This window comes from Mycobacterium sp. IS-836 (assembly GCF_001954275.1).
In the GTDB taxonomy this organism is placed as follows: Bacteria; Actinomycetota; Actinomycetes; order Mycobacteriales; family Mycobacteriaceae; genus Mycobacterium.
In genome coordinates this window covers 1-23,657 of record NZ_MBEU01000009.1, presented here as the reverse complement: position 1 = coordinate 23,657, position 23,657 = coordinate 1, and the positions used below count along the sequence as shown (strand labels likewise).

The window sequence follows — 23,657 nt, the reverse complement described above, 5'->3', positions numbered from 1 at the left end:
GCACACACAGATTGCCACACCGCGGTGGCGCGCTTACGCGGCCCTAAGGGCGGAGGTGCATCGCCAGGCCGTTGAGCTGACGAATCGCTTGGATTTCGTCGTCCTGAAACGGCCGTCCATCGTGTTGCAGCAGATCGTGAAACCAGACATCCGGAATCGCCGAGTACGGGTGATCCCACGAGTCCCAGGGCAAGTAGGTTTGAGTCTTCCCCGCGACGAGTCCCCAATTGATCGCACCAACCTTGTAGCGTTTGGCGATTGGCAGGATCTCCGCAACGGTGCTGCCCAGGGGCCGGGCCAGGTACTCGGTGCAGAGGATCGGTCGGTCCCCCGAGGCGAGATCGTCGATGCGCCTCTCGAAGTCCACCGGTGCGCCGTAGGAGTGGAATGTGAGGATGTCGGAGTTGTCGAGCTGGATCCGGCTGATGACGTCGGTACTACCGGCGTCCGGCCACTCGCCCTGCCAGACCGCACTCGTCAGCGGTTGAACGGGATCAACCGAACGCGCCCACGCGAAAACCTGCGGAAGCAAGTCCGCGACCAGCTCCACCTTGTCCGGCCTCTCGACGGACCCATAGTGGCGCGAGGGATTGTCGGGCTCATTCCACAGGTCCCAACCCAAAACCCGGTCGTCATTGCGGAATTGGGACAGCACGCCAGTCACATAGGCGCGCAGCGTGTCGAGGTAGGCGCGGTCGCCGAGCCGTTCGGCGCCCGGACTTTGCACCCAGCCCGAGTTGTGGACGCCGGGCGTCGGGGCGCGCTGCGGGCCGGCTTTCGGGAACGGGTCCCAGCAGGAGTCGAGCAAGACGAAGAGCGGTTTGATGCCGTGCTCGGCCGCCATGGCGACGAACTGGGCCAGACGGCCTTGGAACCCCCGCTGATCCTCGGTCCAGAGCTGGTCGTGCAGGAACACCCGCACGGTGTTGAATCCGGCGGCCCGGGCCCAGCCCAGCTCGAGATAGATGCGCAGGGGGTTGAAGGTGTCGGGCTGGAACATCTCCAGCTGGTTGACGGCGTTCGACGTGACGTAGTTGGCGCCGACGAGCCAGCCTTGCGCTCGATACCAGTGGTCGGCGCGGTCGGTTGACCACCGGGCCGAGTCCGGCGGGTCGAGGGGTTGTGCGGTGGCGCGAGGCGCTCGCGCCAGGGCGGTGCCTCCTGCCAGTAGCAGCGGCAACTTCAAGACCGTTCGGCGGTGCACGAAGCAACCACGATTGCCGACTATATGTTCAACCCCCCGCCCACGGAGTCGCGTTTATATATAGGAGAAATCCTACCACCGTTGTCACACAACGATTTTCAGCAGAAGCTGCCGTGACGGGTTCGACGGTTCGGGCGGGCGGAAAGCCCGCGATGGTCAGGCCGATGCTAGAAGCTGTGCTCGTCGGCCGGGAAAACCCCGCTGGCCACCTCTTGGGCGTATTGCGTTGCGGCCCGGCGCAATTCGGCGCCCACGTCGGCGAACCGCTTGACGAACCGAGCGGTCTTGCCGCCGCTCATCCCGGCCATGTCCTGCCAGACCAGGACCTGCGCGTCGCAGTTGGGGCCGGCGCCGATCCCGATCGTCGGGATGGTCAGCTTGCCGGTGATCTGGGTGGCCAGCTCCGCGGGCACCATCTCCATCACTACGGCGAACGCTCCGGCTTCCGCGACGGCGATCGCATCCGCGATGGTTTGTTCGGCGCCGTCACCGCGGCCCTGCACCCGGAAACCGCCGAGGCTGTTCACGCTTTGCGGGGTGAAGCCGATGTGCGCCATCACCGGGATGCCCGCGGCGGTCAGGCAGGCGATCTGTTCGGCTACCCGCTCGCCGCCCTCGAGCTTGACGGCGTGCGCGCCGGCCTCCTTCATGAACCGCGTGGCGGTGGCCAGGGCGGCGTTCGGTCCGGCTTCGTAGCTGCCGAACGGCAGGTCGGCGACGACCAGCGCGTGCGGCGCCCCCCGGACGACGCCGCGAACCAGCGGGATCAGTTCGTCGACCGAGACGGGCACCGTGGTGTCGTAGCCGTACACGACGTTGGCGGCGGAATCCCCGACCAGCAGAACCGGGATGCCGGCCTCGTCGAAGATGCGGGCGGTCGAGTAGTCGTAGGCCGTGAGCATGGCCCACTTGTGGCCCTCGGCCTTCATTTTCTGTAAGTGATGAGTGCGGATTTTGGTCGGCGGCTTGGCGTCGGCGGCCGAGTTTGCGGATGAGTTTGCACCGTAAACGTTGTGCTCAGACATCATTGTCCCTGGTAGTGGTCGGTCGATCCTCGTGGCCCCACAGGGTCCCCGGGTTCGCTTGACGGTGCCATTCTGCCATCTCGGCTGCGCAATTGCACCGCCCCGGCAGTGTGAGACATACCATTCAGGCCATGCAGCGGCTCAGCGGACTCGACGCCAGTTTCTTGTACTTGGAGACCCCCTCTCAGCCCATGCATGTTTGCTCGATCCTCGATCTGGACACCTCGACGATGCCCGGCGGCTACACCTTCGACCGGCTGCGCGACGCGCTGTCGCTGCGCCTGAAAGCGATGCCGCAATTCCGCGAAAAACTCGCCAACAGTCCGTTGAACCTCGATCACCCGGTGTGGGTGGACGACGACACCTTCGACGTCGACCGCCACCTGCACCGGATCGGGCTGCCGCCACCGGGAGGGCGCGACGAGATGTCGCAAATCTGCGGGCACATCGCGTCGCTGCCGCTGGACCGGCAGCGGCCGCTGTGGGAGATGTGGGTCATCGAGGGCGTGGCGGGCACCGATTGCCATCGCGACGGGCGCGTCGCCGTGATGACGAAGGTGCACCACTCCGGAGTCGACGGGGTCACCGGCGCCAACCTCATGTCGCAGCTGTGCGCCACCGAGGCCGACGCGCCCGCGCCGGATCCGGTGGACGGCGTCGGGAGCGCCAGCACCTGGCAGATCGCCGCGGGCGGGTTGTACCGATTCGCCACCCGGCCGTGGCGTCTGGCCAATGCGGTGCCCGACACGGTGTCGTCGCTCGTCTCGACGTTGCGCAAGGCCCGCCAGGGTCAGACGATGGCGCGTCCCTTCGCCGCGCCGCGGACCGTCTTCAACGCCAGCATCAACGGCCGGCGCAACATCGCTTACGCCACATTGGATCTCGACGACATCAAGAAGGTGAAAAACCGATTCGGCGTCAAGGTCAACGACGTGGTGTTGGCGTTGGTTTCCGGGGTGCTTCGGCAATACCTCGCCGAGCGCGGCGACCTGCCCGACGAGTCGCTGGTGGCGATGGTGCCGGTCTCGGTGCACGGCAAGTCCGATCGTCCTGGCCGCAACAAGGTTTCGGGCATGTTTGCCAGTCTGCACACCCAGATCAGCGACCCGGTGCAGCGCCTGAAGGCCATCGCCGAAGCGAATTCGGTTGCCAAGCAACATAGTTCGGCTATCGGCGCTTCGCTGTTGCAGGATTGGTCGCAGTTCGCGGCGCCGGCGGTGTTCGGCGTGGCGATGCGGCTCTATGCCAGTTCCCGACTGACCGAGAGCATGCCGGTGCACAACCTCGTCGTCTCCAACGTGCCGGGTCCGCAGGTTCCGCTGTACCTGCTCGGCTGCGCCGTCAAGGCGATGTACCCGTTGGGGCCGATCTTCCACAGCTCGGGTCTCAACATCACCGTGATGTCGCTGTGCGGAAACTTGGACGTCGGGCTGATCTCGTGCCCGGAGTTACTGCCCGACTTGTGGGAGATGGCCGACGAGTTCGCGGTGGGGATGGAAGAGCTGCTCGAGGCCGCCGGCTAGCGGGCCGACCTCCGGCCGCTGATCAGGCACTCGGTCCTGCTCTGGCAGCATATGTTGGCATGGGTTCGTCTCGCCGCGACATGATCGCGCGCTTGCTGCTGATCTGGACGGCGATTGCTGCCGTGGCGCTGGTCCTCGCGGGCTGCGTCCGCGTCGTGGGCGGGCATCCGCTCATGGCGGGGCCCAAGTTGGGCCAGCCGATCGAATGGACGCCGTGCCGTTCGTCCAACCCGAAAGCCAAGATCCCCACCGGCGCGCTGTGCGGCAAGCTGGCCGTGCCGGTCGACTACAACGATCCCAACGGCGACTTGGCGACCCTGGCGATGATTCGCTTCCCCGCGACGGGGGACAAGCTCGCGTCGCTGGTCATCAATCCCGGCGGCCCGGGCGAGTCGGGCATCGAGGCCGCCCTGGGCCTCGTCCAGACGCTGCCGAAGCGGGTGCGCGAGCGGTTCGACCTGATCGGGTTCGATCCACGCGGGGTGGGCTCGTCGCGACCGGCGTTGTGGTGCAACTCCGACGCCGACAACGACCGGCTGCGCACGGAACCGAACGTCGACTACAGCCCGGCGGGCGTGGCCCACATCGAGGACGAGACCAAGCAGTTCGTCGGCCGGTGCGTGGACAAGATGGGCAAGAGCTTCCTGGCGAACGTCGGCACCGTCAACGTCGCGAAGGATCTCGACGCCATCCGCAAGGCGGTCGGCGACGACAAGCTGACCTATCTCGGATACTCCTACGGCACCCGGATCGGCTCCGCCTACGCGGAAGCCTTCCCGCAGAACGTGCGGGCGATGATCCTCGACGGCGCCGTCGACCCCAACGCCGACCAGATCGAAGCGGACCTGCGTCAGGCCAAGGGATTTCAGGACGCGTTCAACGCGTTCGCCGCGGACTGCGCCAAGCAGCCGACCTGCCCGCTGGGCACCGACCCCGCCAAGGCCGTCGACGTCTACCACAGCCTGATCGACCCGATGGTCGACCCGAACAACCAGCTGATCGGCAGGCCGATGCCCACCAACGACCCGCGCGGGCTGAGCTACAGCGACGCCATCGTGGGCACCATCATGGCGCTGTACTCGCCGACGCTGTGGCATCACCTGACCGACGGCCTGACCGAGCTGGTCAACCACCACGGGGACACCCTGCTCGCGCTTGCCGACATGTACATGCGCCGCGACCCGCACGGCCACTACACCAATGCCACCGACGCGCGCGTGGCGATCAATTGCGTTGACCAACCGCCAATTGCGGACCGCGCCAAGGTGATCGACGAAGACCGTCGTTCCCGGGAGATCGCTCCGTTCATGAGCTACGGGAAGTTCACCGGCGACGCGCCGCTGGGAACGTGCGCGTTCTGGCCGGTGCCCCCCACCACCAAGCCGCATACCGTCACGGCGCCCGGTCTGGCGCCGACCGTCGTGGTGTCGACCACGCACGATCCGGCGACGCCGTACAAGGCCGGGGTGGATCTGGCCAACGAGCTGCGCGGCTCGCTGCTGACCTACGACGGAACCCAGCACACGGTGGTCTTCCAGGGCGACAGCTGCATCGACGACTACGTGACGGCGTATCTGATCGGAGGCGCCACGCCGCCCAGCGGCGCGAAATGCTGACGCGTTTGACGCGGCGCCGAACGTGCACTGGTTGCGAGATTCCGGCGGATTTTTCGCACTGAGTACACGCTCGGCGAAGAGATCAAGGCGTGACCGTTTCGCGCTGCGACGGGTATTCGTGGGTGCAACGATGACAGCCATGTCGCGCCGCAGACCATTGAGCTCGGCGCTGCTGTCGTTGGGGCTGCTGGTCGCGGGGCAATCCGCCCTGCCGCTCGCCGGCGCGACGCCGGAACCCGGTGCGGGACAGACGCCGAGCCCCGCACCGCCGCCGGTCGCCGCGGCGCCGCAGAACTGGGGCGGCTGCGAGCAGTTCGATGTCGACGGCAGCGATCTGCCCACCGCCAGGTGCACGACCGTGTCGGTCCCGGTCGACTACGCCAATCCCGGTGGGGCGCAAGCGAAGCTGGCGGTGATCCGGGTGCCCGCGACGGGCCAGCGGATCGGATCGCTGTTGATCAATCCCGGCGGACCGGGCGCGTCCGCGGTGGACATGGTCGCCGCGATGGCATCCGACCTACAAGGCACCGACATCACCCGCGATTTCGACCTGGTGGGGTTTGACCCTCGAGGGGTGGGTCACTCAACCCCGGCGCTGCGCTGCCGCACCGATGCCGAGTTCGACGCGTTCCGGACCGAACCGATGGTCGACTACAGCCCGGCCGGTGTGGCGCACATCGAGCAGCTCAACCGGCAGTTGGCGCAGCAGTGTGTGACCCGGATGGGCAACGGTTTCCTGGCCAACATCGGCACCGCGTCCGTGGCTCGCGACATGGACATGGTTCGGCAGGCGCTGGGTGAGAATCAGATCAACTACCTCGGCTACAGCTACGGCACCGAACTCGGCACCGCATACCTCGAGAAATTCGGTGACCACGTGCGCACGATGGTGCTCGACGGCGCCATCGATCCGACCGTCGGGCCGGTCCAGGAGAACGTCAACCAAATGGCGGGATTCCAAACCGCTTTCAACGACTACGCCGCGGACTGTGCCCGCTCGAAAGCCTGCCCCCTGGGCACCGACCCGGCGCAATTCGTGAACCGGTACCACGCGCTGGTCGATCCGCTGGTCGCCAAGCCCGGCCACACGTCGGATCCGCGCGGCCTGAGCTACGCCGACGCGACCACCGGCACCATCAACGCGCTGTACACCCCGCAGCACTGGAAGTACCTCACCAGTGGCCTGCTCGGGCTGCAGCGCGGCACCGACGCGGACGACCTCTTGGCCCTCGCCGACGATTACGAAGGCCGTGATAAAAACGGCCACTACAACAACGACCAGGACGTGTTCAACGCGGTCCGATGCGTCGACGCCCCCACGCCGACGGACACCGCGAGCTGGGTGACCGCGGACCGACAGATCCGTCAGGCCGCCCCCTTCCTGAGCTACGGACAGTTCACCGGCAACGCCCCGCGCGACCTGTGCGCGCTGTGGCCGGTGCCGGCGACGTCGACGCCGCACAGCGCGGCGCGGGTCGCGCCGGGCAAGGTCGTCGTGGTGTCGACCACCCACGACCCCGCCACGCCGTATCAGGCCGGGGTAAATCTCGCCAGCCAGCTGGGCGCCCCGCTGATCACCTACGACGGAACTCAGCACACCGCGGTCTTCAACGGCGACCAGTGTGTCGATACCGCGGTGACGCGCTATTTCGTCGCGGGGACGGCCCCGCCCCCATCGTTGCGGTGCAAGTCCTGAGGCTGGCTCCCAGCCGACCCACAGCACCCGTCTGAGCAGTCCGCAATGGTTCTGAGCGGGCATCGGTAACACGGATTTAACAGCTGTTGCCTACTGTTCGGGGTATGGATCGACAGAAGGAATTCGTCCTCCGCACGCTGGAGGAACGGGACATCCGCTTTGTGCGGCTCTGGTTCACCGACGTGCTCGGTTACCTGAAGTCGGTCGCCATCGCCCCGGCGGAACTCGAGGGCGCCTTCGAGGAGGGCATCGGCTTCGACGGATCCTCGATCGAGGGCTTCTCCCGCGTTTCGGAATCCGACACCGTCGCCAACCCCGATCCGTCGACCTTCCAGGTGTTGCCCTGGGCCACCCCCTCCGGCCATCACCACTCGGCGCGGATGTTCTGCGACATCACGATGCCCGACGGTTCGCCGTCCTGGGCCGACCCGCGGCACGTACTGCGGCGCCAGCTGCAGAAGGCCAACGACCTGGGCTTCTCCTGCTACGTGCACCCCGAGATCGAGTTCTTCCTGCTGGAGCCCGGTCCCAACGACGGGTCACGGCCCATCCCCGTGGACAACGCCGGCTACTTCGACCAGGCGGTGCACGACTCCGCGTCCAACTTCCGCAGGGAAGCCATCGACGCCCTCGAATTCATGGGCATCTCGGTGGAGTTCAGCCACCACGAAGGCGCGCCCGGCCAGCAGGAGATCGACCTGCGCTTCGCCGACGCGCTCTCGATGGCCGACAACGTCATGACGTTCCGCTACGTCATCAAGGAAGTCGCGATCGAAAACGGTGCGCGGGCCTCCTTCATGCCCAAACCCTTCGCGGAGCACCCCGGCTCGGCCATGCACACCCACATGAGCCTGTTCGAGGGCGACGTCAACGCCTTCCACAGCGCCGACGATCCCCTGCAGCTGTCGGACGTGGGCAAGTCGTTCATCGCCGGAATCCTCGAGCACGCCTCCGAGATCAGCGCGGTCACCAACCAATGGGTCAACTCCTACAAGCGGCTGGTGGTCGGCGGCGAGGCACCGACCGCCGCGTCGTGGGGCGCGGCCAACCGGTCGGCCCTGGTGCGGGTGCCGATGTACACGCCGCACAAGACGTCGTCGCGACGGGTCGAGGTGCGCAGCCCCGACTCGGCGTGCAACCCGTACCTGACGTTCGCCGTGCTGCTGGCCGCCGGGCTGCGCGGGGTGGAGAAGGGCTACGTGCTGGGGCCGCAGGCGGAGGACAACGTGTGGGACCTCACGCCCGAGGAACGCCGTGCGATGGGCTACCGCGAGCTGCCCACCAGCCTCGACAGCGCCCTTAAAAGCATGGAGGCCTCTGAGCTCGTCGCGGAAGCGTTGGGGGAGCACGTGTTTGACTTCTTCCTGCGCAACAAGCGCACGGAGTGGGCGAACTACCGCAGCCACGTCACGCCGTACGAGTTGAGCACCTACCTGTCGCTGTAGCTCACGGGATCGCCCGGTCGGTCCGAGCGATCGGCGCCTTGCGCTACCGTCTTGATCGTGACCAAACCCGCGACGCAGCGCCCGCGGCTGCCCAGCGTCGGACGGCTCGGGTTGGTCGATCCCGCGGCGGGTGAGCGGCTCGAACGGCTCGGCTGGTACGACCACGACGACCAGGCGCACATCGACCGGCTGTGGGCGTTGTCGCGCGCGCCGGACCCCGACGCCGTGCTGCGCGCCCTCGTCCGAATGTCGGAGCACCCCGACGCCGGCGGGGACGAGCTCAACGCGGCGCTGCTCACCGAGCGCCCGCTGCGCGGGCGCCTGTTCGCCGTCCTCGGTTCGTCGCTGGCCCTGGGCGATCACCTCGCCATCCATCCGCTGTCCTGGAAGCTGCTGCGCGGCAACGCCAAACTGCCCACCCGCGACGAGCTGCAGCGCGCGTTCACCGAATGCGCCGACGAGGCCTTGACGGGACCCGGTTCTGAGCCGGGTTCCGCGGTTTCGCGATTGCGCACCCTCTACCGCGATCAGCTGCTGCTGCTGGCGGCGCTCGACGTGGCCGCGACCGTCGAGGACGAGCCGGTGCTGCCGTTCCCCGTCGTCGGCGCGCAGCTGTCCGACCTCGCCGACGCGGCGCTGGCGGCCGCGCTGCGGGTGGCCGAGGCAACCGTGTGCGGGGACCGCACTCCACCGCGGCTGAGCGTCATCGCGATGGGCAAATGCGGTGCCCGCGAACTGAACTACGTCAGCGACGTCGACGTCATCTTCGTCGCCGAGCAGGCGGATACGCTCAGCACCCGGGTGGCCAGCGAGATGATGCGGGTGGCCTCCGATGCGTTCTTCACCGTCGACGCGGGGCTGCGGCCCGAGGGTCGCAGCGGCGAACTGGTCCGCACCGTCGAGTCGCACCTCGCGTACTACCAGCGCTGGGCGAAGACCTGGGAGTTCCAGGCGCTGCTGAAAGCCCGGGCCGCGGTGGGCGACGCCGAACTAGCCGAGCGGTACCTGACCGCGCTGATGCCGATGGTCTGGGTTGCCTGCGAGCGCGAGGATTTCGTGGTCGAAGTGCAGGCCATGCGGCGGCGGGTAGAGGAGCTGGTGCCCTCCGATGTCCGCGCCCGCGAGCTGAAGCTCGGCAGCGGCGGATTGCGCGACGTGGAGTTCGCCGTGCAGCTGCTGCAGCTGGTGCACGGCCGCAACGACCAGTCGCTACGCGTGGCGTCCACGGTGGACGCCTTGGCCGCGCTGGGCGAGGGCGGCTACGTCGGGCGCGAGGACGCGGCGAACCTGACCGCCTCCTATGAATTTCTGCGCCTGCTCGAGCACCGGCTGCAGCTGCAACGGCTCAAGCGCACCCACCTGCTGCCCGAGTTCGACGACGAGGAGGCGGTGCGCTGGCTGGCCCGCGCGGCGCACATCCGCCCGGACGGCCGCCACGACGCCGCGGGGGTGCTGCGCGAGGAGCTCAAGCACCAGAACGTGCGGGTGTCGCAGCTACACACCAAGCTCTTCTATCAACCGCTGCTCGAGTCGGTCGGTCCGGCCGGCCTGGAGATCTCGCACGGCATGACGCCGGAGGCCGCGGAGCGGCAGCTGGCCGCGCTGGGCTACGAGGGACCGCAGACCGCGCTGAAGCACATGTCGGCGTTGGTCAACCAGAGCGGGCGGCGCGGGCGGGTGCAGTCGGTGCTGTTGCCCCGGCTGCTGAACTGGATGTCGTACGCGCCCGACCCCGACGGCGGGCTGCTGGCCTACCGGCGCCTGTCCGACGCGCTGGCCGCCGAGACTTGGTACCTGTCCACGCTGCGGGACAAGCCCGCGGTCGCCAGGCGGCTCATGCATGTGCTGGGAACTTCTGCGTACGTGCCCGACCTGCTGATGCGTGCGCCGCGGGTGATCCAGGAATACAGCGACGGTCCGGCCGGCCCGAAACTCCTTGAGACCGACGCGGACACGGTGGCCCACGCGCTGGTCGCCTCGGCGGCGCGGCACCCCGACCCGGTGCGGGCGATCGCCGCCGCGCGTTCGCTGCGCCGCCGGGAGTTGGCCCGCATCGGTTCCGCCGACCTGCTCGGCCTGCTCGATGTCACCGACGTGTGCAAGGGACTCACGTCGGTGTGGGTGGCCGTGCTGCAGGCCGCGTTGGACGCGATGATCAAGGCCAACCTGCCCGACGACGGCAAGGCCCCGGCGGCCATCGCCGTCATCGGGATGGGCCGGCTGGGCGGTGCCGAGCTGGGTTACGGGTCGGACGCCGACGTGATGTTCGTCTGCGAGCCGGCTCGCGGTTTCGAGGATTCCGAGGCCGTGAAATGGTCGACGTCGGTCGCCGAGCAGATCCGGGCGTTGTTGGGGACCCCGAGCGTGGACCCGCCGCTGGAAGTCGATGCCAACCTGCGGCCCGAGGGCCGCAACGGCCCGCTGGTCCGCACGTTGGGGTCGTATGCCGCCTACTACGAGCAGTGGGCGCAGGCGTGGGAGATCCAGGCGCTGCTGCGCGCGCACGCCGTCGCCGGCGACGCGGACCTTGGCCAGCGCTTCCTGCTGATGGCCGACCGAACGCGATATCCGTCCGACGGGGTGTCGGCCGAGGCGGTGCGCGAGATCCGCCGCATCAAGGCCCGGGTGGATTCCGAGCGGCTGCCGCGCGGCGCCGATCCCAACACGCACACCAAGCTGGGCCGCGGGGGACTGGCCGACATCGAATGGACCGTGCAGCTACTGCAACTGCAGCACGCGCACCAGGTTCCCGCCCTGCACAACACCTCGACGCTGGAATCCCTGGACGCCGCCGCGGCGGCTGATCTGATGCCCGAGGAGGACGTGGAGCTGCTGCGCCACGCATGGTTGACCGCGACGCGGGCCCGCAACGCGCTGGTGCTGGTACGCGGCAAGCCCACCGACCAGCTGCCGGGGCCCGGACGCCAGCTCAACGCGGTCGCGGTCGCCGCGGGCTGGGGCACCGACGACGGCAGTGAGTTCCTGGACAACTACCTGAGGGTGACGAGGCGCGCAAAAGCCGTGGTACGCAAGGTGTTCGGGAGTTGAGCGACGCCGGCGCGTTCGGGGGCAACTTCGATGCCATGTTCGAGGTGCTCAGCGCGGCGGAGGCCAACCGGGTGACGGCCCTGTATGCGCCGTTGGCCGACGCCGTGCGCGAACTCGTCGACGCCACCATCCGGACCGAGGCCGATGACGACGTCGTCGCCAGCGCGCGGACCGCGATCGAGGCCGTTACCCGGTCGCTGCGGCAACGGACGCGGCCGGTCGGGGTGAGCTACCGCGTCGAGGATCGCCCGCTGCCCTTGGGTAACGCCGCGGTCGGCGTATGCAACCCGATCGCCCCGCCGATCGTCGTCCGTCACGACGGCAACGGGCGCTGCTGGAGCGAGTTCACCCTCGGGTCCGCGTACGAGGGTCCGCCCGGCCGGGTGCACGGTGGCGTCAGCGCCCTGGTGCTCGACCACATGCTCGGCGAGGCGGCCAGCGACGGATTGTCCAAGGCGCGTTTCACCGGCACCATCACCGTCAAGTACCTGCGCGGTACTCCGCTGGGCCCCCTTCGCTGCGACGCGTGGATCGACCGCAGCGAGGGCGTCAAAGTCTTTGCGCGCGGCACCATTTCGGACGCGGAAGGGGTAACGGTGGAGGCGGAAGGCATCTTCATCGAACCGGCGTGGGCACGGGGAACAGAATGAAGTTTTATATCAGCAGTGCCTTCTTGAACACCCGGGAGATCGTCGAGATCGCCAAGGCCGCTGACGAACTCGGCTACGACGGCATCGGCATCCCCGATCACGTCGTCAACCTGGAGACCCTGCAGACCCCGTACCCGTACACCAAAGACGGGCAACGGCGATGGCAGCCCTTCACCGACTGGCCCGATCCATGGGTCCTCGTCGGCGCGCTGGCGCAGGTCACCAACCGGCTTCGGTTCGTCACCACCGTGTACATCCCCGCGATGCGCAATCCGTACTCGGCGGCGAAAGCCATTGGCACGGCCGCGGTTTTGGCGGCCGGTCGGGTGGAGCTCGGCATCGGGGTCGGTTGGTGCAAGGAGGAGTTTGCTTTGATGGGTGAGCAGTTCGCCGCCCGAGGCAAACGCACCGACGAAATAATCGATCTGATGCGGGCGCTGTGGCAGCCGGGCTGGACGGAGTTCGAGGGCCAGTTCTATCCGACGCCGCGGCTGGAGATGCAGCCCACGCCGCCGCCGATACCGGTCTATGTCGGCGGGCTGAGCGAGGCCGCATTGCGCCGCGCCGCACGCAACGACGGCTGGATCGGGGACCTGATCAAGACCGATCGCGCCATCGAGGCGGTGGGCCGGCTGCGCGAGCTGCGCCTCGAAAACGGCTTGTCCATGGACGATTTCACCATCCTGACGCCGCTGACAGACGCATTCACCACCGCCGACTACCGGCGCGCCGCCGATGCCGGTATCACCGGCATCATCACCATGCCGTGGATGTTTTACGCCGGCCCCGACGCGAGCCTGTCCGACAAGATCGACGGGATGCAACGTTTCCGTAAGGATTTGGCGCTGGACGGCTAGACGCGAAGTTTCGACCACGCCATACTCGGACCCATGTCATTCACGGTGGTGTTCAAAAACGGTGTACCGCGGGACTATGGCGTGTTCGACAGCTTCGAGATCACCGATGCGGGCGTGTTACTGATCCGCATGCAGCGCCAGGATGTCAGCAGGCACTATGTAGCTCCCGGCGGTTGGCTAGAGGTCGTCGAGATGGCCGAAGGACAGCCCGTCAAGATGTCACGCGGGATAATGGGCTGCCAAAACCCCTAATTACTTTGCACCACAATCTAATTGGCTTCATCCAAGGACAGGGAACATGAAATATCAAACCGGTGTCGCGGCGATCGCCATGGGTTTGGCCGTGTCGGGGTGTAGCAGTTCGCCGAATTCCAGCACTGACACGACTACGACGGCGTCCAAGACGGCCACGGCCTCAGTGTCACAAGCTACGACGACCGCGAGCACGGGCGGGGATCTGAAATCGCTGATCCCCACACCGGCCAACGCGACGAGGACCGACGGTCCCGACTCGATACACGACAACGGCATCCATCTGCATTTCTTCGTCAACGGATCGCCGAAGGATGTGATGAGTGTGTACAAGGCTGCGCTCGAAGGCATGCAATGGTCAGTGTCCGTGCAGAGTGCGGGTGGGAGCGGCGGAGGCGGAGGCGCGACCATGACCGGCATCAACGGCAACGCCTACGGGGTGTTCACGGGTGGCGGCTACGGTGGCACGACCGACGTCGACGCCTGTGCATGGCCATCGCAGCCCACCAACACCGACTGTGGCCGCGGCGGCCGATGAACTGACGAGACGGCATCCTGTTCGAATCCTCGGGGCATTGCGGCGTGGTCCAGATCAGTTCCGGAAAATAAAAGTGCGACACTGGTTGAAGTAGCGGTAAAACCGCCGCTACCCGTCCGTACCACAACTCGCGGTGGTAGCAGCCCTCCCAGCCGGTGCGGTTCCCGGAAGGTCATACATGAAAGCACTCGGGATTGCGGTGGCAGCCGTCTTGGCGTTCGCCCCGTTCTCGGTGATAACCACCGCGCCAGGTGTGGCGCAGGCGGCGCCGTGCGCCGGCGCCGGGGCGGACCCCGGACGCTGCCAGTACTGCCAGTTTTTGGTCGGCGCGTACCACACGTCGAACGGGGGCGTGTGCAGCGAAGACCCGGCGCCGCGCCCCGCCCAGGCGCCGCCGAGCAGGGTGCCGGTACCGCTTCCGGCGGCCCCGGCCCCGCCGGTGCCGGTGAATGTGCCGTCCGTGCCTACCCCGGAGGTCGTTCCGCCGAGTCCGCCGTCTCCGACGACGGTTGCCGTGCAGACCCCGAAGATCCCGCCCAACACCGGCGTGCCGGGAGGCGCGGCGGTGGTGACACCGCCGAAGGGGCTGGATGCGTCGCCGCAGGCGATCGCCGCCGCCAAGAATGCTCCGGCGACCAGGGTCAATCCAGGTACCGCGCACCAGATGCAACAGCTGGTGGACTTCAACCGCCAGGTCCAAAACGTGGTCAACGCCCACGGCGGCAACGTTGATGTCGTCAAGGCCGACAACCAGACGCTGGCCCGCCCCCGGCACTGGGACTACCTCGACTACGACACCTACCACCGCCCGAGCCTGTACAACCCGCTCAACCAGGCGATGACCTTCCGCTTCACCTACAACGGCGCCGCCCGGGAGGCGTACGTGCCGGCGGGCGGCCGCGTCGTGCTCGACATCGCCACCGCGGGCCTGTTCCCGTTCACCGCGGTCGGCGACAGCTATGTGGCGTCGGGCAGTTTCTACGGCGGGGCCTGGATACCACCGGACGGCTGGAGCGGGCCGCCGCCGCCGAGCTACACGCCGCCGGCGCCGGAGGCGTACCAGGACGTCTCGGTGGCTGTCCCCGCCGCCGCCCAGACCGTGCAGGTCGGCCAGGTGGGACTGGTGGGGCACGACGCCAGCCAACCCGCGGGCAGCCAGGACACGTTCCTGCTCGACGACACCACGTTGGCCTGGGGTCAGATCAACGATCCCGGCAGCAGCGCCCAGATCAAGGTGACCAAGACCCAGTCGCTGCCCGGCGTCGGTCCGACCGACAACGGCAGCTACCTGGTGGCGCTGACCGCTCAACACGACGCACCCGCTCAGCCCAGCGAACCCTGGTGGCCCATTCCGCTGCGGTTCGGGGGCTTCGCGTTGGTCGTGGGCCTCGTCGCCTGGGTCATCAACCGCCGCAGGCGCGCCGCGGAGCCGACCGCCGGCCCCTAGGAAGGAAGGGCCAGGACCGATGAACCTCGACGATGACTCCGTGACAACACTGGAGGATCTCAGGGGCGATCTGGCGCAACGGTACAAGCGGACACCGACCGGCGGCAGCACGGTCGACGGCTCAGTCGCTGACGCCGACATGACCGCGCTCGAGCGCGACGGCTACGTCATCTGGGAGAACCTGCTCAGCGCCGAGGAGTGCGCACAGATTCGGGAGGTCGTGCGCCCGTGGCTCGGGCACACCGGACGCAACTCGTTCGAGGGCCGTCGCACCCAGCGCATCTACAGCGTGCTGAGCAGGACCCGGGTCTGCGATCGCCTCGTCGACCATCCCCGGGTGCTCGCGGTGCTCGACCGGCTGCTGATGCCCAACTACCTGCTTTCGGCCTTGCAGGCCATCAACATTCAGCCCGGCGAGGCCGCGCAGCTGGCTCACCATGACGACGGCTTCTACCCGATTCCGCGGCCACGGGCACCGCTGGCGGCGGCAACGATTTGGGCGATCGACGATTTCACGGCCGACAACGGCGCCACGGTGCTGTACCCCGGCAGCCACCGCTGGGGCAAGCGCCGGCCCGGCTCGCGCGATCACGCGCTACCGGTCGTCATGCCCGCCGGCTCGTGCGTCTTTTTCGTGGGCACCCTCTGGCACGGTGGGGGCGCCAACAACAGTGATCGGGAGCGCCTCGCGGTCACCGCGCAGTACTGCCAACCGTGGCTGCGGCCGATGGAAGCCTTCACGTTGTCCATATCGCGCGAAATCGCTCGCAACGTATCCGATGACATTCGGCGCATGCTGGGCTACAGCATCCACCCGCCATTCGTCGGCGCGGTCGACGGCCTGCACCCGCTACGCCTGTTAGAACAGGGCCCGTAGGCCCCGTGAGAAAAAGGAAGAACCATGAAGAGGGCAATATTGACCGTGTTGGCGGGAGCAACCGTAGTGCTGGCGCCCGTCGGCATTCCGCCACCACAAGCACACGCCGGCGACGACCCCTGTGCCGCCATCACCGATCCCGCTGCCTACCAGGATTGCATCAGCGATTACATCACCAGACGCGAGCAGACCCAGTGCGATGCGAGCTCCAATCACGGCCAGCTGGGCCAACTTTGCGGCTAACAGGGTTCCCGCTAGGTCACGGACACCAAGGCGGGATCGGGCAGAACTTGAGGCCCGGTGGTGCCGGCGGCGGTGGTGGCGGACTGTCGCCCTCGAAAATGTTTTGAGCAACATTTCCCTGCCCGGGCGTGACATACCAGTAGGTGTGGCAGACGTTGTTGTCCCAAATTACTGGGTTCACGCGCTGATTTCCGGTGTGCACCGGTGCCATCCCGGGGCACCAGCGGCATGGCCCCGCGGGGTGGTCATCGGGGCAGCCCGGCCAGGCATGGTTATCCAGCGGCACGGGACCGGGCTGGGCCTGGGCGGTACCGGTGCTCATCGCCACCACGCCCGCGACGCCGCCCCACAGCAGCACAGCCGTTGATAAGCCGACGATTGCTCGCCTCACGAACCTGGGATTATTCTCCGCGGCGGCCAAGCGTGTACAGGGAATACGCGCAAATTGCGGCGTTCGTTTCATGGTGGTGCCTTCGCTTGGTCTCAGCCCCGTAGTGGGACTCGCACCAAGTGGACACCGCCCGCGCTGCTACCGATCCCAAGCTCTTGCCCATCCCTGACCCGTGGCTGGGCCGCGGGTCAGGGGGTTAGCTGGGCGTCGCCGCAGCCCAGAGCGTTAGCCGACCTAGACGTCGAAGTACAGCGAGAACTCGTAGGGGTGCGGCCGGATCTGGACCGGCAGGATCTCGTTCTCGCGCTTGAAGCTGATCCACGTCTCGATCAGGTCGGGCGTGAAAACGCCTCCCTCGGTGAGGTATTCGTGGTCCTCTTCCAGGCGGTCGATCACCGCGGACAGCTGGGTGGGCGCCTGCGGGATGTTGGCGGCTTCTTCGGGCGGCAGCTCGTAGAGGTCCTTGTCGACCGGCGCCTGCGGCTCGATCTTGTTCTTGATGCCGTCCAGGCCGGCCATCAGCATCGCCGAGAACGCCAGGTATGGGTTGCCCGACGAGTCGGGGCAACGGAACTCCAGCCGCTTGGCCTTCGGGTTGCTGCCGGTGATCGGGATGCGGACACATGCCGAACGGTTGCGCTGGCTGTACACCAGGTTGATCGGCGCCTCGAAGCCCGGAACCAGCCGCTTGTAGGAGTTCACCGTCGGGTTGGTGAACGCCAGCAGCGAGGGCGCGTGATGCAGCAGTCCACCGATGTAGTGGCGGGCGGTGTCCGACAGACCGGCGTAGCCCGTTTCGTCGTACATCAGCGGGCTGCCGTCCTTCCACAGCGACTGGTGCGTGTGCATGCCTGAGCCGTTGTCGCCGAACAGCGGCTTCGGCATGAAGGTGACCGTCTTGCCCGCCTGCCACGCGGTGTTCTTGACGATGTACTTGTACAGCTGCATGTCGTCGGCCGCATGCAGCAGCGTGTTGAACTTGTAGTTGATCTCGGCCTGGCCGCCGCTACCCACCTCGTGGTGGCCCTTCTCCAGGCTGAAGCCCGACGCGATCAGGTTGTGCAGCATCCTGCTGCGCAGGTCGACATAGTGGTCGACGGGGGCAACGGGGAAGTACCCACCTTTGGGGCGGACCTTGTAACCGCGGTTGGGGCTCCCGTCGGTTTCGTTGGGGGCGCCGGTGTTCCACCACCCCGAGATCGCGTCCACCTCGTAGAAGGAGCCGTTGGTGCGCGAGTCGAAGCTCACCGAGTCGAAGATGTAGAACTCCGCCTCCGCGCCGAAATACGCGGTGTCGGCGACGCCGGTACTGATCAGGTAGTTCTCCGCCTTACGCGCGATGTTGCGGGGGTCGCGCGAGTAGGGCTCGAGGGTGAACGGGTCGTGGACGAAGAAGTTCAGGTTCAGCGTCTTGGCTTCGGTGAACAGGTCGATGCGCGCGGTCGCCGGATCGGGGAGGAGCAGCATGTCGGATTCGTGGATCGACTGGAACCCGCGAATCGATGAGCCGTCGAAGGCCAAACCGTCCTCGAAGACGCTCTCGTCGAAGAACGAAATCGGAATCGTGAAGTGCTGCATGATGCCGGGCAGGTCACAGAACCGGACGTCGACAAATTCGACGTCCTCGTCCTTGGCGAGTTTGAAGACGTCGTCGGGCGTCTTTTCCGTCACTGAATGCTCCTTTACCTTGGTAATCCGCGGCCTGACGCTATGGAGACGATATTGCCCACCCGTCAACCACGTGTTGCACGGAGGTTACGTGACCACGCGTCCCACGACAGAAAGCGGAGCACAGGTCGGGTTCTATTGTGGGGCCCATGGACCGCAAGATCGTAACTGGTCTCGCCCGGCGGCGCAGCGTCGGGCTGTCCTCTTTTCGGACCGAGACGGCCGGCCGATGACGGCGGGGACACCGGGATCGCGCCCGGCCTATCCCGGCGAGGCGCTCGGGTTGCCCGAACGCGGGCCGGGATCGCTGGCGCCGATGGGAAAACGGCTGGTGGCGTTGCTCATCGACTGGCTGATCTCCTACGGCCTGGCGGCGCTGGCGATGGGTTTCGGTGTCATCTCCAAGGAGATGTTGGCGACCTCGGTGCTGGTTGTTTGGTGGGTGCTCGGTGTCGTCGCCGTCCGCCTGTTTGGTTTCACACCCGGGCAATTGGTGCTGGGGCTGGGTGTGGTGGCGCTCGACGGCCGGCTCGGGCTGGGCCGGCTGGCGGTGCGGGGACTGCTCGTCGGGTTGGTGGTCCCGCCCTTGTTCACCGACTGGGATGGGCGCGGGCTGCAGGACCGGGTGACCGGCACGGCCGTCGTGCGGCGCTGAATTGGATATTGGCCGCTACTTGCGGCGGACGGTGCGCTGCACGCCGCGCATCTTGCCGGCGTTCGGCAGCGGCCCCTTCGGCATGACGGCGGCACCGGCCCGCGTTCCCAGCGCGGCCAACCGCGACTCCAGGTTGTCCATCTGCTTGACGGTGATGTTGGCCGGAAGCCGGGTCAGGTGGCGCTCCAGTTTGCCCAGCGGAATCTCGCCCTCGCCGGTGCCGACGATGATGTCGTAGATCGGCACGTCGCCGACCAGCCGCGCGGTGCGCTTTTTCTCCTGGGCCACGAGCGGTTTGACGCGGGCGGCCGCTCCCTCGCCGACCAAGATGACGCCGGGCCGGCCGAGGACCCGATGCACGGCGTCGAAGTGACCCGTCGCGGCGACGCCGGGGGTCACCCGCCACTTGCCGCGCAGATTGTCCAGCACCCACGCCGCGGCGCCGGTCTGACCTTCGGCTTTGCGGTAGATCGACCGCTGCGCGCGGCGGCTGAAGATGATGAAGGTGACCAAGCCGCCCAGCACCACGCCGAGCAGGATCAGGCTGATCATGGTGAATCCGCCGACCAGGATGCCGGCGGCCACCGAGGCGCCGACGATCAGCACGAACGCGCTGATCATGTACGGCAGCAGGCGCTTGTCCTCCCGGCGCTGAATGTTGAACGCCTGCCACAACTGGGCGCGGCGCTCCCGCGCGGCCGCCTTGCGCGCGGCCTGCGCCTGCGCCCTGGCGGCCTTGTTCTCGGCGGCAGTGCGGGGTTTAGCCATAGTCACCAAGGATACGTACGTGCGGAGTCGGCTAGCGTGCCGAGGCGCCCGAGGCCCGGGTGCGTGCGGCCTGCTCGTAGAGGCGGCCCGCCCGGTACGACGACCGCACCAGGGGCCCGGCCAGCACCCCGGAGAACCCCAGTCCCTCGGCGTGCCCCGCGAACTCAACGAACTCCTCGGGTCGCACCCAGCGCTCGACGGGATGGTGACGCGTCGACGGCCGCAGGTACTGGGTGATGGTGACGATGTCGCAGCCGGCGTCACGCAGGTCGGCCAGGGCGGTGCGCACCTCGTCAGGGGTTTCGCCCAGGCCGAGAATGAGGTTGCTCTTGGTGACCAGGCCGGCGTCGCGCGCCGCGGTGAGCACCGAAAGGCTGCGTTGGTAGGTGAACGCGGGCCGAATCCGTTTGAAGATCCGGGGCACGGTTTCGACGTTGTGCGCCAACACTTCTGGGCGCGACTCGAAGACCTCCGCGAGCCGTGAGGGTTCGCCGTTGAAGTCGGGAATCAACAGCTCGACGCCGGTCGAGGGGTTGAGTTCCTTGATGGCGCGCACGGTCTCGGCGTACAGCCACGCGCCGCCGTCGTCCAAGTCGTCGCGGGCGACACCGGTGACGGTCGCGTAGCGCAGCCCCATGGTGTGCACGCTTTCGGCGACCCGGCGGGGCTCGTCGCGGTCCAGCGGAGCGGGCTTCCCGGTATCGATCTGGCAGAAGTCACACCGGCGGGTGCATTGGTCACCGCCGATCAGGAAGGTGGCCTCGCGGTCCTCCCAGCATTCGAAGATGTTGGGGCAGCCGGCCTCTTCGCAGACCGTGTGCAGGCCCTCCCGCCGGACCAGGCTCTTCAACTCGGTGTACTCCGGCCCCATCCGGGCCCGGGTCTTGATCCACGGCGGTTTGCGCTCGATCGGGGTCTGCGCGTTGCGCACTTCGAGGCGCAGCAACTTGCGCCCTTCGGGCGCCACAGAGTTAGGCGAGCTCACTATGTCGATGCTACGCGGGCGGGGGTCGGTCGCCAGGTAAGGGCGAGGCGCCCGTCCAACGCGTGGCAGACGGCTTCGGCAACCGCGACCCGGACGTCCTCGACGGTGACCGTGCGCCCGAGTTCGGCGGACAGCGACGTCACCCCGGCATCGCTGATGCCGCAGGGCACGATGGCCTTGAACGCGTTGAGATCGCAGTCGCAGTTGAGCGCGAAACCGTGCAGCGTGGTCGCGCGCGCCACCCGCACCCCGATGGCGGCGACCTTGCGTGCGGGCCGGCCGGGGCCGGCGGGCACCCACACCCCGGACCTGCCTTCGATTCGGCTCGTGTCCAGACCGAGGTTGCCGCACACCATGATGAGCGATTCCTCAAGGCGCCGAACGTAATTGACGACATCGAGCGGTTCGGCCAGCTTGATGATCGGGTAGCCGACCAACTGTCCCGGGCCGTGCCAGGTGATCTTGCCGCCGCGGTCGGTATCGACAACATCTATGCCGGGAGTGCCGTCGACCGGTCGTTCGTGCGTTTCGGTGCGCCGCCCGGCGGTATAGACCGACGGGTGCTCGAGAAGCAGCAGCGTGTCCGGCCCGCCGGCGACCCTGGCGTCGGCCAGATCGCGCTGCAGCTGCCAGGCGGTGCGGTAGTCGACCGTGCCCAGCTGGCGGACGTCGATCGCGGTCGGAGTCGACCGGATGGAATCCATCACGTTCGTGACGGTACTCGGGCCCGGTGCGGTTTGCGATGCGACGGTCGGGTGATGTGGCTTAATCGCGCTCACGCCGGGCGGTGGCGTAGCCGAGCGCTTCGCCGATGGTGTTGTGGTGGAACTGGAACCCGGCGCGCTCCAGTGCGGACGGGATGGCCCGCTGACCGATCAGCAGTCCTTCGTCGGCGAATTCGCCCAGCGCGGCCCGCACCGCGAAACCGGGCAACAACAACGGCGTTGGGCGGTTGACCGCTCGGCCGAAGGCGGTGGTGAATTCGGCGTTGGTGACGGGCGCCGGGCCGGTCATGTTCACCGGGCCGGACAGGGTGGGGTTTGAGATTGCGAACAGCAGCGCCCGCACCTCGTCCTCGAGACTGATCCACGACATGTATTGGCGGCCGCTGCCCAGCCGGGCGCCGAGCCCGGCAGAGAACAGTGGCCGCATCCGGCGCAGCGCACCGCCCGCGCGGGCCAGCACCAGGCCGGTGCGGGCCAGCACAACCCGGACGCCGCCGTATTGGGCCGGCAGCGTGGCGGCTTCCCAGTCTTCGCACAGCTGGGCCAGGAAACCCGTTCCGGCTCGGTCGTTTTCGTCGACCACTCGGTCTTTGGTGTCGCCGTAAAAACCGACCGCGCTGGCGTTGATCAGCGTTTCGACCCCGGCGTCGACGACCGCGTTGGCCAGCACCTCGGTGGGGGCGATCCGGCTGTCTCGCAAGCTCTGCTTGAAGGCGCCCGACCACCGACGCTGGCCGACGTTGACACCGCAGAGGTTGACGACGGCGTCGACGTCGGTGAGTGCGTCGACGTCGAACTCGCCGCTTTCCGGATTCCAGTGCAGTTCCTCGGAATTCGCCGGTGTGCGGCGCACGATGCGCAGCACCGTGTGGTCTGCCGCGCGCAGTGCCGCCGCGAGGGCCGAGCCGATCAGGCCGGACGAACCCGCTATCGCGATGACGGCGTGATGACCAGCTCGGGACACGTCATCACAACCCGAGGTCTGCCTCGAACGCTCCCTCTTCGAGCCGGTGTTTGATCGTGGTGAGGAAACGTCCGGCATCCGCGCCGTCGATCAGCCGGTGGTCATAGGTCAACGGGAGATAGCACACCGAGCGCACGCCGATCGACTCGTTGCCGCTTTCATCGACGACCACCCGCGGCCGTTTGACGATGGCGCCGGTGCCCAGCATGGCGGCCTGCGGCGGGACCAGGATCGGGGTATCGAACAAGGCGCCCTGGCTGCCGATGTTGGTGATCGTGAAGGTGCCACCGGACAACTCGTCGGGTTTCAGGTTGCTCGACCGGGCGCGGGCGGCGATGTCGGCGATCGCCCGTGCCAGCCCGGCCAGGGACAGGTCACCGGCGTTGTGGATCACGGGGGAGAGCAGGCCTTGATCGGTGTCGACGGCGAAGCCCAAATGCTCGGCGTCGTAGTAGGTGATCTCCTTGGTGTCCTCGTTGTAGCTGGCGTTGATGTTGGGGTGAATCTTCAACGCATCGATCACGGCCTTGGCGATGAACGGCAGGAACGTCAGGTTCACGCCCTCGCGCTCGGCGAACGCGGCCTTGGCCCTGGCCCGCAACCCGACGATCCTGGTCATGTCGACCTCGTGGGTCTGGGTGAGTTGCGCTGTCGCCTGCAGGGATTCGCGGGTTTTGGCCGCGGTGAGCTGGCGGATCCTGCTGGCCTTCTGCGTGGTGCCGCGCAGGTGTGCCAGCGCGGGCGCCGGAGTGGGTGCGGCCGGTGCGGCGGCGGGGGCCGCCGCGGCCGGGGCGGGCGCCTTCTTGGCCTCTTCTTTCTTCTCGGCGGCGGCCAGCACGTCCTGCTTGCGGATGCGCCCGCCCACACCGGTGCCCGTCACCTCGGCGAGGTCGATGTTGTTCTCGGTGGCCAGTTTTCGCACCAGCGGGGTCACGTATGGGGCGCCGTCGGTTGAGGTCTCCGCCGCCGGCCGCTGGGGTGCGGCGGGCTCGGCTTTCGGCGGCGGCGCGGATGCCGGACGTTTCCTCACCACGATCAAACACCGGCTCGAAGAGGGAGCGTTCGAGGCAGACCTCGGGT

The 23,657-nt window shown here is 67.5% G+C and carries 22 protein-coding genes; 13 read left to right on the top strand and 9 right to left on the bottom strand.

Annotated features, from left to right (window positions below; all coding sequences use genetic code 11):
- Positions 1 to 43: 43 nt before the first annotated feature.
- Together A5747_RS03385 and panB are read right to left on the bottom strand one after the other, a co-directional pair.
- Positions 44 to 1,204 (bottom strand): cellulase family glycosylhydrolase, encoded by a 1,161-nt coding sequence (locus A5747_RS03385; protein WP_076122258.1) that lies wholly within the window; start codon positions 1,202 to 1,204, stop codon positions 44 to 46.
- Positions 1,205 to 1,371: 167 nt separating this feature from the next.
- A complete protein-coding gene (gene panB, locus A5747_RS03380) occupies positions 1,372 to 2,229 on the bottom strand; it encodes a 3-methyl-2-oxobutanoate hydroxymethyltransferase (protein WP_076122422.1) in 858 nt (285 codons plus the stop codon).
- Positions 2,230 to 2,360: 131 nt separating this feature from the next.
- Here panB and A5747_RS03375 point away from each other — a divergent pair, with 131 nt between their 5' ends.
- From A5747_RS03375 to A5747_RS24735, 12 genes are all read left to right on the top strand, one after another.
- Entirely contained in the window at positions 2,361 to 3,752 is a 1,392-nt protein-coding gene (locus tag A5747_RS03375) for a wax ester/triacylglycerol synthase family O-acyltransferase (protein WP_076122257.1), read from the top strand.
- A 59-nt stretch (positions 3,753 to 3,811) separates the two neighbouring features.
- Positions 3,812 to 5,368: an alpha/beta hydrolase gene (locus A5747_RS03370; RefSeq protein WP_076122256.1), complete on the top strand. Its 1,557-nt coding sequence runs from the start codon at positions 3,812 to 3,814 to the stop codon at positions 5,366 to 5,368.
- A gap of 130 nt (positions 5,369 to 5,498) precedes the next feature.
- Positions 5,499 to 7,064 carry an alpha/beta hydrolase gene (locus A5747_RS03365; RefSeq protein ID WP_142245439.1) on the top strand — a complete coding sequence of 522 codons (1,566 nt, stop codon included), beginning with the start codon at positions 5,499 to 5,501 and terminating at the stop codon, positions 7,062 to 7,064.
- Between the two features lie 104 nt (positions 7,065 to 7,168).
- Positions 7,169 to 8,509 (top strand): type I glutamate--ammonia ligase, encoded by a 1,341-nt coding sequence (gene glnA, locus A5747_RS03360; protein WP_076062263.1) that lies wholly within the window; start codon positions 7,169 to 7,171, stop codon positions 8,507 to 8,509.
- Positions 8,510 to 8,560: 51 nt separating this feature from the next.
- On the top strand, positions 8,561 to 11,557 hold the full coding sequence (locus A5747_RS03355; protein WP_076122254.1) for a bifunctional [glutamine synthetase] adenylyltransferase/[glutamine synthetase]-adenylyl-L-tyrosine phosphorylase: 2,997 nt from the start codon (positions 8,561 to 8,563) through the stop codon (positions 11,555 to 11,557).
- 35 nt (positions 11,558 to 11,592) lie between these two features.
- On the top strand, positions 11,593 to 12,207 hold the full coding sequence (locus A5747_RS03350; RefSeq protein ID WP_076122421.1) for a PaaI family thioesterase: 615 nt from the start codon (positions 11,593 to 11,595) through the stop codon (positions 12,205 to 12,207).
- Positions 12,204 to 13,064: a TIGR03619 family F420-dependent LLM class oxidoreductase gene (locus tag A5747_RS03345; protein WP_076122253.1), complete on the top strand. Its 861-nt coding sequence runs from the start codon at positions 12,204 to 12,206 to the stop codon at positions 13,062 to 13,064. The genes A5747_RS03350 and A5747_RS03345 overlap by 4 nt, the downstream gene beginning before the upstream one ends.
- Positions 13,065 to 13,097: 33 nt before the next feature.
- A complete protein-coding gene (locus A5747_RS03340) occupies positions 13,098 to 13,316 on the top strand; it encodes a hypothetical protein (RefSeq protein ID WP_076062269.1) in 219 nt (72 codons plus the stop codon).
- 166 nt (positions 13,317 to 13,482) lie between these two features.
- Entirely contained in the window at positions 13,483 to 13,854 is a 372-nt protein-coding gene (locus A5747_RS03335) for a hypothetical protein (protein WP_233147931.1), read from the top strand.
- Between the two features lie 178 nt (positions 13,855 to 14,032).
- Positions 14,033 to 15,301, top strand: a complete 1,269-nt coding sequence (locus A5747_RS03330; protein ID WP_198938120.1) for a hypothetical protein — start codon at positions 14,033 to 14,035, stop codon at positions 15,299 to 15,301.
- 19 nt (positions 15,302 to 15,320) lie between these two features.
- Positions 15,321 to 16,178, top strand: coding sequence for a phytanoyl-CoA dioxygenase family protein (locus A5747_RS03325; protein WP_076122251.1), 858 nt, complete (start codon positions 15,321 to 15,323; stop codon positions 16,176 to 16,178).
- Positions 16,179 to 16,202: 24 nt separating this feature from the next.
- Positions 16,203 to 16,421: a hypothetical protein gene (locus A5747_RS24735; protein WP_139333320.1), complete on the top strand. Its 219-nt coding sequence runs from the start codon at positions 16,203 to 16,205 to the stop codon at positions 16,419 to 16,421.
- Positions 16,422 to 16,437: 16 nt separating this feature from the next.
- On the opposite strand, the gene A5747_RS03320 is transcribed toward A5747_RS24735, so the two are convergent.
- Positions 16,438 to 16,812, bottom strand: a complete 375-nt coding sequence (locus A5747_RS03320; RefSeq protein WP_076122419.1) for a hypothetical protein — start codon at positions 16,810 to 16,812, stop codon at positions 16,438 to 16,440.
- A gap of 234 nt (positions 16,813 to 17,046) precedes the next feature.
- Positions 17,047 to 18,483: a type I glutamate--ammonia ligase gene (glnA, locus tag A5747_RS03315; RefSeq protein WP_076062279.1), complete on the bottom strand. Its 1,437-nt coding sequence runs from the start codon at positions 18,481 to 18,483 to the stop codon at positions 17,047 to 17,049.
- Positions 18,484 to 18,709: 226 nt separating this feature from the next.
- Between glnA (A5747_RS03315) and A5747_RS03310 the strand changes: the two genes are divergently transcribed.
- Positions 18,710 to 19,135 carry an RDD family protein gene (locus A5747_RS03310; protein ID WP_076122250.1) on the top strand — a complete coding sequence of 142 codons (426 nt, stop codon included), beginning with the start codon at positions 18,710 to 18,712 and terminating at the stop codon, positions 19,133 to 19,135.
- Positions 19,136 to 19,150: 15 nt separating this feature from the next.
- Here the strand turns inward: A5747_RS03310 and A5747_RS03305 are convergent, their stop codons facing one another.
- The 5 genes from A5747_RS03305 to sucB form a co-directional block, all read right to left on the bottom strand.
- Positions 19,151 to 19,903 (bottom strand): DUF4191 domain-containing protein, encoded by a 753-nt coding sequence (locus A5747_RS03305; RefSeq protein WP_076122249.1) that lies wholly within the window; start codon positions 19,901 to 19,903, stop codon positions 19,151 to 19,153.
- 31 nt (positions 19,904 to 19,934) lie between these two features.
- The gene (gene lipA, locus A5747_RS03300) at positions 19,935 to 20,888 is read right to left on the bottom strand and encodes a lipoyl synthase (protein WP_076122248.1); all 954 of its coding nucleotides are present in this window, start codon (positions 20,886 to 20,888) and stop codon (positions 19,935 to 19,937) included.
- Complete coding sequence (lipB, locus tag A5747_RS03295; RefSeq protein ID WP_076122247.1) at positions 20,888 to 21,592, bottom strand: lipoyl(octanoyl) transferase LipB; 705 nt, start codon at positions 21,590 to 21,592, stop codon at positions 20,888 to 20,890. Before lipB ends, lipA begins: the two co-directional genes overlap by 1 nt.
- A 61-nt stretch (positions 21,593 to 21,653) precedes the next feature.
- Entirely contained in the window at positions 21,654 to 22,577 is a 924-nt protein-coding gene (locus A5747_RS03290) for a TIGR01777 family oxidoreductase (protein ID WP_076122246.1), read from the bottom strand.
- Between the two features lie 4 nt (positions 22,578 to 22,581).
- Positions 22,582 to 23,657 (bottom strand): 2-oxoglutarate dehydrogenase, E2 component, dihydrolipoamide succinyltransferase (sucB, locus tag A5747_RS03285; protein WP_076122418.1); only part of this gene is annotated, 1,076 nt, incomplete at its 5' end.

Excerpts from the sequence above, each read along its gene's own strand:
- A5747_RS03370 (WP_076122256.1), top strand. The coding sequence starts at position 3,812 with ATGGGTTCGTCTCGCCGCGACATGATCGCGCGCTTGCTGCTGATCTGG.
- lipB (WP_076122247.1), bottom strand. The coding sequence starts at position 21,592 with ATGGATTCCATCCGGTCGACTCCGACCGCGATCGACGTCCGCCAGCTG.
- A5747_RS03330 (WP_198938120.1), top strand. The coding sequence starts at position 14,033 with ATGAAAGCACTCGGGATTGCGGTGGCAGCCGTCTTGGCGTTCGCCCCG.
- A5747_RS03325 (WP_076122251.1), top strand. The coding sequence starts at position 15,321 with ATGAACCTCGACGATGACTCCGTGACAACACTGGAGGATCTCAGGGGC.
- A5747_RS03310 (WP_076122250.1), top strand. The coding sequence starts at position 18,710 with ATGACGGCGGGGACACCGGGATCGCGCCCGGCCTATCCCGGCGAGGCG.
- A5747_RS24735 (WP_139333320.1), top strand. The coding sequence starts at position 16,203 with ATGAAGAGGGCAATATTGACCGTGTTGGCGGGAGCAACCGTAGTGCTG.
- A5747_RS03305 (WP_076122249.1), bottom strand. The coding sequence starts at position 19,903 with ATGGCTAAACCCCGCACTGCCGCCGAGAACAAGGCCGCCAGGGCGCAG.
- A5747_RS03350 (WP_076122421.1), top strand. The coding sequence starts at position 11,593 with ATGTTCGAGGTGCTCAGCGCGGCGGAGGCCAACCGGGTGACGGCCCTG.
- A5747_RS03375 (WP_076122257.1), top strand. The coding sequence starts at position 2,361 with ATGCAGCGGCTCAGCGGACTCGACGCCAGTTTCTTGTACTTGGAGACC.
- panB (WP_076122422.1), bottom strand. The coding sequence starts at position 2,229 with ATGTCTGAGCACAACGTTTACGGTGCAAACTCATCCGCAAACTCGGCC.
- A5747_RS03345 (WP_076122253.1), top strand. The coding sequence starts at position 12,204 with ATGAAGTTTTATATCAGCAGTGCCTTCTTGAACACCCGGGAGATCGTC.
- glnA (WP_076062263.1), top strand. The coding sequence starts at position 7,169 with ATGGATCGACAGAAGGAATTCGTCCTCCGCACGCTGGAGGAACGGGAC.
- A5747_RS03365 (WP_142245439.1), top strand. The coding sequence starts at position 5,499 with ATGACAGCCATGTCGCGCCGCAGACCATTGAGCTCGGCGCTGCTGTCG.
- A5747_RS03340 (WP_076062269.1), top strand. The coding sequence starts at position 13,098 with ATGTCATTCACGGTGGTGTTCAAAAACGGTGTACCGCGGGACTATGGC.